Below are 14,922 nucleotides of genomic sequence, written 5' to 3'. Positions count from 1 at the left end.
AAGTCGGTCAGTGTATTTCATTATGTCATCCTAACGTTTTCGTCGATGCGGCATTCATCATTGGCAAACAGCGTCGGAAATGCTGACCGTGTTCGGCTTCGAGGCGTCGGCTGCGTTCGCGGCGGCGGGCAACTGATACCGTACCGCGCAACGCTGCTCCGGCGCGTCGCCCCATCTCACGTCGAGCGTTCCCGCGTCCAGCTTGAGGCCCGTTGCGATGATGCGGCTGCCTTGCGCCACCGTTCCCACGGTGCGGTTGTCGCCATCGAACACTTCGGAGCCAAACGGCAACGGCTTGCCGTCGGGACGCGTCACCCGCATGACCGCTGGCTTGCCCATGTTCTCGGTATCGAACTGCAGGCGCACGACGGCGCCCGCGGTCGGCGCTGTGCGCTGCACCGTGGACTTCAGCGCGATGTTGATCGGCAGGCCCTTCGGGTCCAGCTCGATGTCGTTATTCGAGTACGGCTGCATGCCGGACACGATCGCGTGTCCCCACGGATCCACGCGCAAGCCGACGCCGTTCGCGAGGCGCGCGCCCGCTGCGTCCTTCGCTTCGACGACCGCGACCGTATCCCCCATGTTCGGCGTGAACGCAACGCCATCGCGCCATGCCACGACGCCGCCCGACATCCCTGCGCCGACCTGCGAGTACTGACGGCCCGCGCTCGCATTCGCCGTGAGAAGCGCGAACGGCGCCACGTATCCGACGTTGCCGCCGGCGCTCGCCGATCCGCCCGCATCGTTGCCGCCATCGTTGAGCGTGGCGTTGACGCCATAGCTGAACGCGTTGTCGACGCCGAGCGTGCCCGTGACCGACTGCTGGAGCGTCGAGCGACCGTCGGCCGTATCGTGCTGGAAGTTGGTCGAGGCTTGCGGGGCATGTGCGCCGAAACCGAGCGGAATCGACAGGTTCAACATGATCCGGTTGTCCCAGCGCTTGGTTTCCACCAGGAACTGCCGCACCGCCGAGACGCCATACGTCAGGCGCTTCCAGTTGTTGTTGTAGCCAATCTGGAACTGCGTATCGTGGTTCGCGCGGTTCCAGTACGTCTGCAACGAACCGGTCGCGTAGAGCGAGCCGTAACGTCCGCTCTCGCCGAGGCTCTGGTTGAGCACGAACTGCAGGCGCGACTTCTGCATCGCGTTCATCAGTCCCGGCTGATGACGCTGATTCAGTTCACGCAGCGTGACCGCGTCGGGCAACGTGAAGAAGCCGTTCGTCGAATAGCGATACGCCGCGATCGCAATGTTCGTATTGGTCGGCTCGAAGAGGCGCGAATAGCTGATTCGAACGCTCGCCCCGTTGTGCGTGCCATAGCCTTTGAAGCTCGCGCTCGCCTGCGTCACGTCGAGACCGAACGCGCCGACGCTCGTGTTGAGCGCCGCGCCGACCATCGAGGCGAAGTACATGTCCGCGGCGCTCACGCCACCATACAGCGTGACGAGGTTGCTGACGCCGCGCTGAACCGTGAACTGCGAGACGAACGGATGAATGTCGATGGTCGGATCGCGGTACTGGCCGATCGTCGCGCTGTATCGCGTGACGCCGGGGCGCAGCGCGTTGACGGCGGCCGCATACGGCACCGTCGACACATGTTGGGTGCCGTCGGCTTCTGTCACGACGACGTCGAGGTTGCCGCCATAGCCCGTCGGATACAGGTCGTCTATCTGGAACGCGCCGGGCGCGACGGTCGTTTCATAGATGATGTTGCCGTTCTGCCTGACCTGCACGCGCGCATTGCTGTTCGCGATGCCATGCACGACGGGCGCATAGCCGCGCTGCGATTCCGGATACATGCGGTCGTCGCTGCCGAGCGTCACGCCGCGCACGCCGAAGCTGTCGAACAACGCGCCGTCCGTGAAGGTATCGCCGGCCGTCAACTGACTCTTGATGTCCTTGAACGGACGCTGCACATAGGTCTGCACGGTCTGAAAATGCGACCCGCTGACGTTGTTGTGCGTGAGACTGCCCTGATAGCGGAAGCGCCACGGTCCCACATTGATCCCGCCGATAAGACCGAGATACTGCGAGTCGTTGTCGTAGCCGCCAGTCGAACTGTGATAGACGTTGGCGTTGTACTGCAACGTGGCCGCGTTGATACCTTCGTCCCAGTACTTCGGATCGACATAGCCGCGCGCGCGGGCGCTCATTGCAATCTGCGGCACGCTCACGTCGAGCCGCTGCTCGCCGCCGTCGAACGATGCAATCGCGCCGGGAATCAGTTCAGGCAGCGTCACGCATGCATTGCCGGCGTTATCCAGCATCGCGGCGGCTTCGGGCGAGAGCTTGCGCAGGTCCACGCCCAGGCGTTCCACGAGTTCCGTATCGACACACGGCAGAACCACGCCGGGATGCTGCGCGGAATCGCGCACGTCGACGTCGAACTTGCCGCGCCAGACGTTGTTCACGTAGGTGTCGGCGCGGTACGTTCCCGGCAGGACCGGCTGGCCTTTATTGAAGCGCGAAATGTCGAGCTTTTGCGCTCCGCCGGAATCGAGGAACTGCTCGTTGAACTCGACGGCGGCGGGCTGCGGGGAAGTCTGCGCCCACGCATGCGCGCTCACGCCCATCGCAGCCAAAGCCTGAAGCGTGAATAGCGTGACGGGCCTTAATCGCGCGCTGGGCAAGGGAGCGTTGCAGTAGTGCGTTTTCATTCAGTTATCCGAACTTTCGACAAAAGCGAATCCCCGACGTGCCACTTGCGTGCACGCTGTCGCTTTTCTACGGGATATGGCGGCGCGACGCGCGCGCGGCCAGCGGACGGTGTGTCCTTGCGGCGAAAGCGCGCCGCTTACGGAGCAAGACTGGCGTCGCCGTCTTGCGGGCCGCCGTAGTCGTTGATCGCGGTGTAGTGCACCTTCGCGCCGGCTGCGGGAACGTCGCCCTTGATGGCGAACGCCTTCGTCTCGCCCGGCGCGACCATGCCGCCATCGGTGAATTCCGCTTTCTGCGCACCGTTGACCACCTGAATGCGGTCGAACGATACGTGATATTGCGTGGGATTATTCGCGACGATCATGTTCTGTCCGCCATCGCGCTTCAGATGCCAAACGATCAGCCCCGGCGCATCGCTTGGCTGGCCGCTGAGCGCAGTCGGACGATAGAAGAACTTGATGCGCGTGCGGAACGCGAGCTGCAGCTGATTCGCGCTCGCTTCGTCGCCGGTGGGCTTGGGCGGAACTTCCAGCACGTTCAGGTAGAGCACGCTCTCGTTGTCGCCCGACAGCGGCTCGCCCGTCGACATGATGCGCAAGGTCTGCGACTTGCCGGGATCGATACGCATCATCGGCGGGTTGATGGTGAACGGCACGTCGATGGTATCCGGCTTCGCGTCCGCATCGCCCTTGTCGATCCACACCTTCGTGAGACCGGGCAGCTTACCGTTGTTCGTCAGCTTGACGGTGACTTCGGAATCGGCCTGGTTGTACACGACGCGCGTTCCGGCGATCACGACGGACGCATGTGCATGCGGGCTCAAGCCCTGAATCGCGGTAACGAGCGCCGCGGCGGATGCGAGTCGGCTAAGCAGTTTCATAGTGACGAGGAGAAGCCCACGCGGAGCACAGAATCATGAGGAGGCGGGCGTGGCGCCCGCCCATGCAGCGGAGCCTAGCGGCCTGAAGGCCGAAAGCTCCGTTGATATCGCACCGGTTATTGATAATCGATGCTGTAGACAACCGACGAATTCGCCGCGCCTGCCGACGTCGCGCCCGTTGCGTAGTAGCGGACTTCGTAGTTGAGCGTCGCTGCGCCCGACGAAATGTCGGCCGGCTTGGAGTTCTGCAGGTCGCGCGAATAGCCCGCCTTGATCTGCGTTTCGTCGTTATTGAGGAGTTCGAGCTTCACGTTCTGCGCGCCGCCGCTTGCGACGACCAAGCGGCCGTCCGCCGGGTCCACGGTGGAGCCGGCTTCATAGAACACGGCTGCCTTGCTCGTGCTCGTGACCGGCGCGCAACCCGACAGCGCGATGTTGTACGACGTGGCGCCCGCCGTCTGGCCGCTGGCCGTCAGGGTCGACGTGGAGACGGTCGGCAGCGTCACGGTGAAGTCCCTCGACGACGTGCCGTTGCCATTGATCGTGCAGGTGCTTGCGGTCAGCGCGCCGTTGAAGGTGATGGTGCCGTCCGACGCGAATGCGCCGCCCGCAGCAAGGGCCAGCACGCCAGCGACGAAAGCCGAGATCACGGACTTCTTCATGTTCAATACTCCAAAATATTTTGATTAAAAACGGTTCCAGTCTTGAAACCGATGCAAGCACCGCGGCGCGTCGGTCGGTCTGCCACCTTGATGCCGGGGCGGCGCATTTCGCCCTCGCCCGCACTGCAGGCAGCGCGGCGGGTCGGCCCTCGGTTTATCTTTAGCCTGCTTGGTTGAAATGCGCCGGTCGGAATTTTCAATCAAAGGGGTTGGAAAAGACACCCCCGAGAAATCCTAATTCGTAAGCAGCCGTAAGGTCGTTGCCAGCGCGCGGCATCTGCAGCCAAGCCACTGCGTGACGGCAGCGGAAGATGAAACGACGCCCGGACACAGCAGTGTCCGGGCGTCGATGATGTGCCTTTAGCCTCAGCCGCAGGCGCCGACTTCACCGCATGCGGTGCAGAAGTCGCAGCCGTCCTTGCGGATGACGGCGTTCGCGCCGCACGTCGCGCACTTGCGGCCGTGCATGCGCGCGAGTCCGTGCGGCTCGGTCGCGGCTTGGGGCACGTCGCCGGCGACTTCATCCTCGGGCTGCAGCGCACGCACCGGCTGCGCCGCGTCGCTGCGCATTTTCGCGAGCACGCGCGAGGGAACCTGATTGCCCTCGGCGTCGAGAAAGCCGCGCCGATGCAGGATCTGCTGGATCGCATACGCGAGCGCCGCGACTTCGGAGTCGTGCCAGCGCGGACTGCGTTGACCGTCGAGCCGCTCGACATCGCCGAGACGCACCTGACCGCGATCCCACGACACCTTGCGCATGTCCTGCAACGTGCGCGCCGCGAAGCCGCCGCGCGCGGCGAGCGAAAGCGAACGCATGGTCGCGGTGATCCATTGCTGCGATTCGTCGCTCTGGCCGGTTGGAATAAAGAATTCAATCGGCCGCTCGATGGTCACGTCCTCGCCCGCGATGCGCCCCGTCACTTCGATGAACGACACCGCGAGATACAGCGACTTCTTGCCCGCCTGCGTCAGATATTCGACCTTCTCAATGATCGCGGGCAACTCGCCGCGCGGCCGGTGATCGATCGCGATGCGCAACGGATCGAGATCGAGTTCGGGATCGGGCGAATCGCTCGGGGTCTCTTGCGGCGTCACCGACAGCACCGCGCCGAGCGTCTCGTTCGGCCGGTACGTGGCGAGTCCCTTCAGCCCGCGGCGCCATGCCTCGAAGTACAGGTCCTGAAACTTGTCGAACGGATAATCCGCGGGCACGTTCACGGTCTTGGAGATGGACGTATCGACGAAAGGCTGCACCGCCGCCATCATGTCGAGGTGATCGTGCGCGGACATGTCGAGCGCGCTCACGAAGTAATCGGGCAGCGCGTTCACGTCGCCGCCCATCTCGCGATAGAGGCGGTACGCGTGGTCCTCGACGGCGAAGGTCTGACGCGAGCCGTCCGCCATGCGCTTCGTGCGCTGATACGTCCACGAAAACGCGGGCTCGATGCCGTTGGACGCATTGTCCGCAAACGCGAGGCTCACCGTGCCGGTCGGCGCAATGGAAAGCAGATGGCTGTTGCGAATGCCGTGCGCGCGAATGGCGCTCTTGATGTCGTCGGGCAGGCGCGAGGCGAACGTGCCCTCTTCCAGATAACGCTTCACATCGAAGAGCGCGAACGGGCCGCGCTCGCGCGCAAGTTCCACCGATGCGCGATACGCCTCGTCGCGCATCGTGCGTCCGACACGCGCGGCGAAGTCGCGCCCTTCCTGCGCGTCATAGCGCAAGCCGAGCATGACGAGCGTATCGCCCAGACCGGTGAAGCCCACGCCGATGCGACGCTTCGCTTGCGCTTCTCGCGCCTGTTCCTCGAGCGGCCAGAGCGTCACGTCGAGCACGTCGTCGAGAAAGCGGACTTGCGTGCGCGTCGTGCGAACGAGGCCGTCCCAGTCGAAGCTCGGCGCGCCGCCGCGCATCTGCGCGAACGGATCGCGCACCAGGCGCGTGAGATTGAGCGGGCCGAGATTGCAGCAGCCATAAGCGGGCAACGGCTGCTCGCCGCAGGGGTTCGTCGCGCGGATCGTTTCGAGCGCGCGCAGATTGTTGTCCTCGTTCATGCGCGAGATGAAGACGACGCCCGGCTCCGCGACATCGTAAGTAGAACGCATGATCGTGTTCCACACTTCTCGCGCGCGCACTTCGCGATACACCCACAGGCCGTCCTCGCGCTGACGGATGTCCGCCGATGCGCGTTGCGATGGCGACGGCTCCGCCTTGTGAACGAGCTGCCAGATCGCATCGTCGGCGACGGCCTGCATGAACTCGTCCGTGACCGCGACCGATACGTTGAAGTTGTTCCATCGCCCTTTCGTATGCTTGGCCGCGATGAATTCGAGCAGGTCCGGATGCGTGCAATCGAGGATGCCCATCTGCGCGCCGCGCCGCGCGCCCGCGCTTTCGACCGTGCGGCACGATGCATCGAACACGTCCATGTAGCTGCATGGCCCCGACGCTGCGGAGCCTGTCGAATGCACGCGCGCGCCGCGCGGACGGATTGCCGAAAAGTTATACCCCACGCCGCCGCCGCGCCGCATGGTCTCGGCGGCCTGCAACAGCGCCACGTAGATGCCCGGCAAGCCGTTATCGTCGACGCCCTGAATCGCATCGCCGACAGGCTGCACGAAACAGTTGATGAGCGTCGCGTCGATCCCCGCGCCCGCCGCGCTCATGATGCGCCCCGCGCCGAGAGCGCCGCGCCTGAAGTTATCGACGAATTCGGCTTCGATCTTCGCGCGCGTCTCGGCAGGTTCTGCAAGCGCCACGCCGCGCGCGACGCGCCGGTGTATGTCTTCGACGCGCGCCTCGTCGCCCTTGGCGTATTTCTCGAGCATCACGTCGGTGGAAAACTGCTGTGGAGCGAGAGCGGTGCTGGGATTGTCTTCGGCCATGTCTGATCCTATGGAATGCCGTGTGCTCGCGGGCAACGCGCGCCCCACGGCGTGCAAGCACGATCCACGACGATAGCGCGATTTTCCGCGCCTCGCCAACAAGCCGCTAAACCCGGATCGACGCAACGACAATACATCGCATGAATTCGCCGCATCCGCCGCTTTTCGGCATCTCGGGCCGCTCCGGTCAGGGCAAGACCACGCTGATCGAAGCGCTTTTACCGTGGTTTCGCGCGCACGGACTGACGGTCAACGTCATCAAGCACAGCCATCATTCCATCGAACTGGAACCGCCTTCCAAGGACAGTGCGCGCTTTCGTCGCGCGGGCGCGGGCGAAGTGCTGATTGCGTCGCCGTATCGCTATGCGATCGTGCGCGAATTGAACGACGAAGCCGAACCGCCGCTGTCCGCGCTCGCCGCGCGGCTATCGCATGCGGACTTCGTGATCGTCGAAGGCTTCGCGCGCGACGCGATGCCGCGCCTCGAAGTCGTGCGCCCATCGACAGGAAACGCGCCGCTCTACATGACCGATATCGACATTCTCGCCATCGCTACCGACGATCCCGCCGCCATCGAAAGCAGCTTGCCGACGCTGCCGCTCGGCGACATCGAAGCGATCGGCGCTTACATCTGCAAGACGCTCGGCATCGAACTAAAGCGCTAAGAGAGCCGCGCGATCAGCTCGCGATGCTGCGGATATTGCGCCTGCAGTTGCACGCTGGAACCGAGTTCGAATTCGCTGAACTCGAAGCCCGGCGCGACCGTGCAGCCGACGAGCGCCGCGCCCGACGCATCGCGGCATTCGGCGGCGAACCAGTCGCCCGCATGCACGACGGCATGAAAGACGGCATCCGCGTGCACGAGCGCATCGCCGAGCCGATGCGTGACGAGCTTGCCGCCGGCGTCGAGCACATGCACGTCGAGCGGATCGCCCGCATGGAAGTGCCAGATTTCGTCGGAGCGAATGCGATGCCACGCGGAATGCGCGCCGTCGCAAAGCAGGTAGTAGATCGCGGTGGACGCCGCGCGCGTCTCGATGGCGCCTTCGCGCGTCACGCGCTGGCTCGCGCGATACGTCTCGCGGAAGTAGCCGCCTTCGGAATGCGGCTGCAAGCCGAGGCGCGCGATCAGCGCGTGCGCGTCGAACGGTCGATTCATGGCGCGTGTCCTTTGCAAGAGCGGTAACGGTTCGCGTATTCTGCATGCTCGCGCATTCCGAGGCACTCGACACCATGACGCTTTCCGCCACCTTGCTCCAAGCCTTCGCGCCGACAGGCGTGCTGCGCGCCTCCATCAATCTCGGCAATCCGATCCTCGCGCATCGCAACGCGGCGAAAGGCGAGCAAAGCGGCGAGCCGGGCGGCGTATCCGTCGATCTCGCGCGCGAACTCGCGTCGCGTCTCGGCGTGCAAGTCGCGTTCAGCGCATTCGATACCGCCGCGAAGTCCGTCGAGACCGTGACGAACGAAGCCGCGGACATTGGCTTCTTCGCAATCGATCCGCTGCGCGGCGCGGGCATCGCGTTCACCGCGCCGTATGTGCTGATCGAAGGCTTCTACCTCGTTCGCAATGAGTCGCCGCTTGCGAGCAACGACGAAGTGGACCGCGAAGGCAACCGCATCATGGTCGGCCAGGGCAGCGCGTATGACCTCTTCCTCACGCGCGAAATCAAGCGCGCGCAGATCGTTCGCACGGAGTCGTCGCAGGCGGTCGTCGAGACCTTTCTGCGCGATGGTCTCGAAGTGGCCGCGGGCGTCAAACAGCAGCTCCAGGCCGATGCCGCGCGCACGCCCGGCTTGCGGCTCCTGAACGAACGCTTCATGGTGATCCAGCAGGCGATGGGCTTGCCCAAGAGCCGTGGCGACGAAGCCGCGCGTTACTTGCGCGATTTTGTCGAGGACGTGAAACGCTCGGGCTTCGTCGCCGATGCGCTCGCGCGGCATGGCATCGAAGGCGCGTCGGTGGCGCCGGCCTCGCAGGTCTGACATGGACGGCGTGACGGTCGCGGTGGCCGACTGGATCGACGAATCGTTTGAGAAGGAAGTCGCGGGCGGCCTCGCGGCCTTCAACGCGGCGCAGCTCGGCGCAAGCGGGCATCGCGATCTCGCGGTGTCGCTTTATCTTGCGGACGACTTCGTCGGCGGGCTTGCGGGCTATACCGCGTGGGACTGGCTCTTCGTCAAATGGCTATGGATACGCGAGGACGCACGCGGTCGCGGGCTCGCGTCGCGCGCGCTCGAAGCCGCCGAGACCGAAGCGAAGAAACGCGGCTGCCGCGCCGCGTGGCTCGATACGCTCAACGCGGACGCGCGCGATCTCTACGCGCGCCACGGCTACGAGACATTCGGCGAAATCGCCGGTTTTCACGGCGGGCGCTCGCGCTATTTCATGCAGAAGCGTTTCTGACGCTTCACGCGCTCGCAGCCAGCCGTTGAGCCACGCGCGCCGTGGTCTCGCGCCGCGCCGCGATCGACGCCGCTTCGTACTCGCGCACGATCCGCACGACTTCGGCGGGCGCGCGCGATGGATCGCCCGCATCGAACGGCGGCGCGGGCGCGTATTCCATCGCGAGTTGTATGGCCTGCGCGCCATGTTCGCCTATCAACTCCGCCGCAAGCGTCAGCGCGAAATCGATGCCGGCCGTAATGCCGCCGCCCGTCAGCACATTGCCGTCGCGCACCACGCGCTCATGCACGGGCACGGCGCCGAGCTCGGCGAGCATGTCGTGATACGCCCAGTGCGTCGTCGCGCGCTTGCCGCGCAGAAGCCCCGCCGCGCCGAGCACGAGCGCGCCGGTGCAGACCGACGTCACGTAGCGCGCGACTTGCGCCTGCCGACGCAGAAACGCCAGCGTTTCGCCGTCTTCCATCTGTGCGCCGACGCCGGCGCCGCCCGGCACGCAAATCACGTCGAGCGCGGGGCAGTCGTCGAAGGTCGTGTCGGGCGTGAGGATCATGCCGGCGCTCGATTCCACGGCCTCGCGCGTCTTCCAGACGAGATGAACCTGCGCGCCCGGCATGTGGGCGAACACGTCGTAAGGGCCGGTCATGTCGAGCTGCTGCACGCCCGGAAACAGCAATAAGCCGATGTGAAGCGTCATCGCGTTCTCCTTTGTCGATGTGAGTAGACGAGCCAATCCTACGCGGCTACGCTATGGCGAAATTGACAGCCGACCCACGTTTTCCGCCACCATGCACGACGCCTCCGAATTTGCCCCGCGCGACATCGACGTGCTCGCCTTCGCCGACGTCCAGTTGCTCGATGTCGCCGGGCCGCTGCAGGTATTCGCGTCCGCGAACGAGCTGGCCGTCGCAGCGGGCATGGCGCGGCCGTATCGCGCGCGCGTGGTGGCGGACGGCGCGACGGTGACGGCGTCAGCCGGCCTCGGCCTCGTCTGCGAACCGTTACCGGACGCGGCTTCGCCGTGCGACACGCTCGTCGTCGCGGGCGGTTGGGGTGTGCAACAGGCGGTGCGCGACCCGGCGCTCATCGACTGGATCCGCACGCGCGCGCGGCACACGCGGCGCACCGCATCGGTCTGCACCGGCGCGTTTCTGCTCGCGGCGGCGGGCCTCCTGAACGAGCGCCGCGCCGTCACGCACTGGACGCGGTGCGCGGAACTGGCCGCGCGTTTCCCGGCGGTGCGCGTGGAGTCCGATCCGATCTTCATTTGCGATGGCGCCGTCTGGACGTCGGCGGGCGTCACGGCGGGCATCGATCTGTCGCTCGCGCTGGTCGAAGAGGACCTCGGGCGTGCGCTTGCCCTCGATGTCGCGCGTCATCTGGTGGTTTTTCTGAAGCGCCCCGGCGGTCAGGCGCAGTTCAGCGCGGCGCTTTCGCTGCAAAAAGCCGGCGAACGCTTCGGCGAACTCCACGCGTGGATCGCGGAGAATCTCGCGGCCGATCTGTCCGTCGCGAGCCTCGCCGCGCGCGTCGGCATGAGCGAGCGCAGTTTCGTGCGCCATTACCGGGCGCAAACGGGCATGACGCCGGCGCGCGCCATCGAACGCATGAGACTGGAAGCGGCGCGGCGGCTGCTCGCCGATACCGCGCTGCCCGTCAAACGCGTGGCCGCGCGCTGCGGCTTCGGCACCGAGGAAACCATGCGGCGCGGCTTCCTGCGCTCGCTCGGCGTGTCGCCGCAGGCGTATCGCGACCGGTTCGCGGCGGGCGTCGACACGGCGCGCTGATGCAGCGCACCTCACGATTTTTTTTCGCCGATGCTCAAGCCCGCAGGCGCTTTGCCGTTAGCCCGGTAAGAGCGAATACTCAAGAAGCCCGGACCGCCCGAAAAGCCGCCGGAAACGATCCGACAAAAGTTCTGAATGACGGCCTGGAGCGCCAATGACTGTGTTTCCCGCGTACAACGCGCCGCCGGCTCCGATCGCGGATAGAGCCGCCACCGACGAGACCGATCTCCAGTCGATCGAGGCGCTCTTGCGCGACGCCGCCGCGATGCGCTGCGGCCAGGAGTGGGCGTGGTATCGCGCGGGTGAGCAGTTGCATCTCGCGCGCCGGGGCGGCGCGTCGCTCGCGTGGCCGCGCAGCATCCCCGAGGAAAAGCTGGCTGAGTTTTGCGCCGCGCACGGCTGGTGCCGCTGGCCGACCGGCCGCGGTGAAGGCGTGCTCGGCTGGCTCATCGCCCCGCTTGCGCACCGAAACGACCCCCAACTCGCGGAACTCGCGCGGCGTCTCGGCGAATGCGTGCAGACGGACGCCCTCGCGCGCGCCCAGCTCACGCAGCGCGTGCTGTACGAAATCGCGTATCTGGCGAGTTCGGTGCCGGACCGCGCCGAATTCCTGCGCTGCGTTCACCAGCGCCTCGGCACGCTCATCGACGCCGAAAACTTCTACCTTGCGCTTTACGATCGCAAGACGGGCAAGATCACGTATCCGTATTACGTCGATGTGATCGATACCGACGTCCTCGAAGCCGACAATTTCGACATACTCGATCCGTCCCGCCTCTCGATGACGGGCCGCGTGCTGACGAGCGGCCAGCCGCTTTTCGTGACCGCCGCCGACATCACCGCCGCCGAGCGCGACGGACGCTTCTACTGCCTCGGCGACCGCCCGGAGTTCTGGATGGGCGCGCCGCTCAAGAACGCATCCGACGAAGTGTTCGGCATGCTGGCGATGCAGGTCTATGACGTCTCGCGCATCTACACGGCCGAAGACCGCGCGCTCTTTCTCGTGGTGGCGCGGCACGTCGCGATGGCGCTCGACCGCATCCTGCACCGCGCCGATCTCGAAGAGCAGGTCGCGCGGCGCACGTCGGAGCTGTCGCAACTGAATGCGGCGTTGCGTCACGGCATTGCCGAGCGCGAGCGGTCGGAGCATCTGCAGGCCGCGCTTTATCAGATCGCGGAACTGTCGAGCCGGCCGGGCGACATGATGGAGTTCTTTCGCAGCTTGCATGGGATCGTCGGCGAACTGCTCTACGCGCGCAATTTCTTCATCGCGCTCTTCGAAACGGAGACGGGCGAGGTGTCGTTTCCGTATTACGTCGACGAAATCATCAAGGAACGCCCCGCGCCGCGACGCGGACAGCGCGGCCTCACCGAGTATGTGATTCACGAGCGGCGCGCGCGGCTCATCGATCATCACGAAGCGGAGCGGCTCATTAGCGAAGGCGCGTTCGAAACGGAAAACGGCACCGTGCGCCTGCGCTCGTGGCTAGGCATTCCGCTCTTCGACGGCGATGTCGTGCGCGGCGTGCTCGCGGTGCAGAGCTATTCGCCGCTCGTGCGCTATTCGCTGCGCGATCAGGAATTGCTGACGTTCGTATCGCGCCATATCGACACCGCGCTCTCGCGCCGCCGCGACGCCGAAGCGCTGCATGCCGCGAACCTCGAACTCGAAGCGCGCGTGCAGGCCCGCACGCGCGAACTGGACGAAGCGAACGCGCGCCTCATCCACGAGAACGCGCATGACTCGCTGACCGGGCTGCCCAATCGAAACCACCTGATGCAGCGGCTCGATGGCGCGTGGCGCGACTATCGCACGCGCGGCGACGAACTGTCGGTCATGTTCATCGACCTCGACCGCTTCAAGGTCGTGAACGACAGCCTCGGTCATCACTTCGGCGACATGCTGCTCGTCGAAGCAGCCGCGCGATTGCGCGATTGCGTGCGCCCGACGGACCTTCTCGCGCGTCTCGGCGGCGACGAATTCGCGGTGTTGTCGCCGAACGCGCCCACGCACGATGCGATAGCCATTGCAAAGCGCATTCTCGCGGCCTTCGATCTGCCGTTTCATATCGAAGAGCATGTGGTCTTTTCGTCGTGCAGCATCGGCATCGTGAGCGCGGACAGCGAGTTCCATACCTTACCCGCAGATCTTCTGCGCGACGCCGATACCGCGATGTATCGCGTGAAGAATGCGGGCCGCGACAGTTTCGTCGTGTTCAATCAGGAACTGCGGCGGCAAGTGTCCGACCAGGTGGAACGCGAAGGCGCATTGCGCAACGCGATGAAACGCGACGACGAACTGCTGCCCTACTTTCAGCCTATCGTCGATGTGAAAAGCGGCGAAGTCGTCGCGCTCGAAGCATTGATCCGCTGGCGTCAGCCCGATGGCTGCATCGTCGGGCCGGCGGCGTTTTTGCCCGCTGTCGAAGGGCTCAGGCTGATTGGCCGGCTCGATCTCTACATGCTGGAACGCGTCGCCGCGATTCTGTCGAGTGAGCGCTACGCGCACTGGCCGCCCGTTCATGTGAACTGTTCGAGCTATAGCATGACGCGCCCGGAATTCGCAGACGACGTCCTCGCGCTCTTGCAGCGTTATCGCGTATCGCCTTCGCGCGTGTGCCTCGAATTGACAGAAGGCGCGCTCGTCGCCGAACCCGATCTCGCGCGACGCACGATGCAGCGGCTCGCGGATAACGGCATGTCCGTGGTGCTCGACGATTTCGGCTCGGGCTTTTCGTCGCTCAGTTACGTGCATCAGTATCGTTTCAGCGGCCTGAAGATCGACAAGTCGTTCATTCTGGAACTGACGCAAAGCGCACGCAGCCGCGCGATCGTGCGAGCGATCGTCCGCATGGCCGAATCGCTCGATCTCACGCTCGTTGCCGAGGGCGTGGAAGATGCGGCAACGCTTGCCGTGCTTCGCGACATGGGCGCCGCGCAAGCGCAAGGCTATTTCTTCGACAAGCCGATGCCACTTGAAGCGCTGACGCGCGCCGCGCTTGCGCCGCGTTCGACGGCAAGCGCGCTGCTCTAGGCTTGTTTCTTCGCGACGATCAAGGCATGCCGCCAAGCGACGGCGAGATGATGCTGCCCGGCTCACCTTCCTTCAGTCCGCCTTCCTGGACGGCGGCGCGCGTCGATACGGGCGCGTGATCGCGCGTGCACGTGTCGAGCGTGCCGCCGCCGAGGCATTGCTGGAATGCGTCGGCCCTCGCCTTGTCATCGAACGTATAGATGGTGTCTTCGACCTTGACCTCGGTGTCGGAGATGCGGTCGGCAGAGATGGTCATGCGTGTCCTCCTTTTTTGATCACACGCTAACCGCAGCATCAAACGCGCCCGCTGACGGGTACGCGCGTTGCTCCATTCGTATGCTCACTGTCATCGAAAGGAGGCCTTATGTCTCAGCATCCCGCGCAGTCGCAGCATCAACGGCATCTGGACGAACCCGGTCCTGACGCAATCGTGCGCGCGCTAAAAGGCGCCGATTATCCGATGGGCAAGGAAAAACTTATGGCGCTTGCCAAGCGCAATGGTGCCGATGGCGAAGTGATGGCGGTCCTAAGAAAAATGGCCGATCACAACTACGACAGCGACGCTTCGGTGCTGCGCGAAGCGGCCCGCGCCGAATGACTTTCTAAAGGA

13 protein-coding genes are annotated in these 14,922 nt (G+C 64.9%); 6 read left to right on the top strand and 7 right to left on the bottom strand.

The window, feature by feature from the left end:
* Positions 1-57: 57 nt before the first annotated feature.
* The 4 genes from LDZ27_RS16465 to LDZ27_RS16450 form a co-directional block, all read right to left on the bottom strand.
* Positions 58-2,658, bottom strand: a complete 2,601-nt coding sequence (locus tag LDZ27_RS16465) for a fimbria/pilus outer membrane usher protein (RefSeq protein WP_244817045.1) — start codon at positions 2,656-2,658, stop codon at positions 58-60.
* Positions 2,659-2,795: 137 nt separating this feature from the next.
* On the bottom strand, positions 2,796-3,539 hold the full coding sequence (locus LDZ27_RS16460) for a fimbria/pilus periplasmic chaperone (protein ID WP_244817044.1): 744 nt from the start codon (positions 3,537-3,539) through the stop codon (positions 2,796-2,798).
* Positions 3,540-3,655: 116 nt separating this feature from the next.
* Positions 3,656-4,201, bottom strand: coding sequence for a fimbrial protein (locus LDZ27_RS16455; RefSeq protein WP_244817043.1), 546 nt, complete (start codon positions 4,199-4,201; stop codon positions 3,656-3,658).
* 366 nt (positions 4,202-4,567) lie between these two features.
* A complete protein-coding gene (locus LDZ27_RS16450; protein ID WP_244817042.1) occupies positions 4,568-7,087 on the bottom strand; it encodes an adenosylcobalamin-dependent ribonucleoside-diphosphate reductase in 2,520 nt (839 codons plus the stop codon).
* A 140-nt stretch (positions 7,088-7,227) separates the two neighbouring features.
* On the opposite strand from LDZ27_RS16450, the gene mobB reads away from it, so the two are divergent.
* The gene (mobB, locus tag LDZ27_RS16445) at positions 7,228-7,752 is read left to right on the top strand and encodes a molybdopterin-guanine dinucleotide biosynthesis protein B (RefSeq protein WP_244817041.1); all 525 of its coding nucleotides are present in this window, start codon (positions 7,228-7,230) and stop codon (positions 7,750-7,752) included.
* On the opposite strand, the gene LDZ27_RS16440 is transcribed toward mobB, so the two are convergent.
* Positions 7,749-8,246: a cupin domain-containing protein gene (locus LDZ27_RS16440; protein WP_244817040.1), complete on the bottom strand. Its 498-nt coding sequence runs from the start codon at positions 8,244-8,246 to the stop codon at positions 7,749-7,751. The genes mobB and LDZ27_RS16440 overlap by 4 nt on opposite strands.
* Before the next feature lie 74 nt (positions 8,247-8,320).
* On the opposite strand from LDZ27_RS16440, the gene LDZ27_RS16435 reads away from it, so the two are divergent.
* Together LDZ27_RS16435 and LDZ27_RS16430 are read left to right on the top strand one after the other, a co-directional pair.
* Positions 8,321-9,073 (top strand): ABC transporter substrate-binding protein, encoded by a 753-nt coding sequence (locus tag LDZ27_RS16435; protein ID WP_244817303.1) that lies wholly within the window; start codon positions 8,321-8,323, stop codon positions 9,071-9,073.
* A 1-nt stretch (position 9,074) separates the two neighbouring features.
* Positions 9,075-9,494 carry an N-acetyltransferase gene (locus LDZ27_RS16430; protein WP_244817039.1) on the top strand — a complete coding sequence of 140 codons (420 nt, stop codon included), beginning with the start codon at positions 9,075-9,077 and terminating at the stop codon, positions 9,492-9,494.
* Positions 9,495-9,498: 4 nt separating this feature from the next.
* Here the strand turns inward: LDZ27_RS16430 and LDZ27_RS16425 are convergent, their stop codons facing one another.
* Positions 9,499-10,188, bottom strand: a complete 690-nt coding sequence (locus tag LDZ27_RS16425) for a DJ-1/PfpI family protein (RefSeq protein ID WP_244817038.1) — start codon at positions 10,186-10,188, stop codon at positions 9,499-9,501.
* Positions 10,189-10,312: 124 nt separating this feature from the next.
* On the opposite strand from LDZ27_RS16425, the gene LDZ27_RS16420 reads away from it, so the two are divergent.
* Positions 10,313-11,278 (top strand): GlxA family transcriptional regulator, encoded by a 966-nt coding sequence (locus LDZ27_RS16420; RefSeq protein ID WP_370653453.1) that lies wholly within the window; start codon positions 10,313-10,315, stop codon positions 11,276-11,278.
* 154 nt (positions 11,279-11,432) lie between these two features.
* Positions 11,433-14,312 (top strand): EAL domain-containing protein, encoded by a 2,880-nt coding sequence (locus LDZ27_RS16415; protein WP_244817036.1) that lies wholly within the window; start codon positions 11,433-11,435, stop codon positions 14,310-14,312.
* A gap of 19 nt (positions 14,313-14,331) precedes the next feature.
* Here the strand turns inward: LDZ27_RS16415 and LDZ27_RS16410 are convergent, their stop codons facing one another.
* Entirely contained in the window at positions 14,332-14,568 is a 237-nt protein-coding gene (locus LDZ27_RS16410) for a hypothetical protein (RefSeq protein WP_244817035.1), read from the bottom strand.
* Positions 14,569-14,676: 108 nt separating this feature from the next.
* Between LDZ27_RS16410 and LDZ27_RS16405 the strand changes: the two genes are divergently transcribed.
* A complete protein-coding gene (locus LDZ27_RS16405; RefSeq protein WP_244817034.1) occupies positions 14,677-14,910 on the top strand; it encodes a DUF2795 domain-containing protein in 234 nt (77 codons plus the stop codon).
* The last annotated feature ends 12 nt before the right edge of the window (positions 14,911-14,922 follow it).

Origin of the sequence: Caballeronia sp. Lep1P3 (assembly GCF_022879595.1) — a bacterium.
In the GTDB taxonomy this organism is placed as follows: Bacteria; Pseudomonadota; Gammaproteobacteria; order Burkholderiales; family Burkholderiaceae; genus Caballeronia.
This window is presented reverse-complemented; position numbering and strand designations above follow the sequence as displayed.

Bases quoted from the DNA above. Each gene is read 5' to 3' on its own strand.
- LDZ27_RS16465 (WP_244817045.1), bottom strand. From the start codon at position 2,658: ATGAAAACGCACTACTGCAACGCTCCCTTGCCCAGCGCGCGATTAAGG.
- LDZ27_RS16460 (WP_244817044.1), bottom strand. From the start codon at position 3,539: ATGAAACTGCTTAGCCGACTCGCATCCGCCGCGGCGCTCGTTACCGCG.
- LDZ27_RS16455 (WP_244817043.1), bottom strand. From the start codon at position 4,201: ATGAAGAAGTCCGTGATCTCGGCTTTCGTCGCTGGCGTGCTGGCCCTT.
- LDZ27_RS16450 (WP_244817042.1), bottom strand. From the start codon at position 7,087: ATGGCCGAAGACAATCCCAGCACCGCTCTCGCTCCACAGCAGTTTTCC.
- mobB (WP_244817041.1), top strand. From the start codon at position 7,228: ATGAATTCGCCGCATCCGCCGCTTTTCGGCATCTCGGGCCGCTCCGGT.
- LDZ27_RS16440 (WP_244817040.1), bottom strand. From the start codon at position 8,246: ATGAATCGACCGTTCGACGCGCACGCGCTGATCGCGCGCCTCGGCTTG.
- LDZ27_RS16435 (WP_244817303.1), top strand. From the start codon at position 8,321: ATGACGCTTTCCGCCACCTTGCTCCAAGCCTTCGCGCCGACAGGCGTG.
- LDZ27_RS16430 (WP_244817039.1), top strand. From the start codon at position 9,075: ATGGACGGCGTGACGGTCGCGGTGGCCGACTGGATCGACGAATCGTTT.
- LDZ27_RS16425 (WP_244817038.1), bottom strand. From the start codon at position 10,188: ATGACGCTTCACATCGGCTTATTGCTGTTTCCGGGCGTGCAGCAGCTC.
- LDZ27_RS16415 (WP_244817036.1), top strand. From the start codon at position 11,433: ATGACTGTGTTTCCCGCGTACAACGCGCCGCCGGCTCCGATCGCGGAT.
- LDZ27_RS16410 (WP_244817035.1), bottom strand. From the start codon at position 14,568: ATGACCATCTCTGCCGACCGCATCTCCGACACCGAGGTCAAGGTCGAA.
- LDZ27_RS16405 (WP_244817034.1), top strand. From the start codon at position 14,677: ATGTCTCAGCATCCCGCGCAGTCGCAGCATCAACGGCATCTGGACGAA.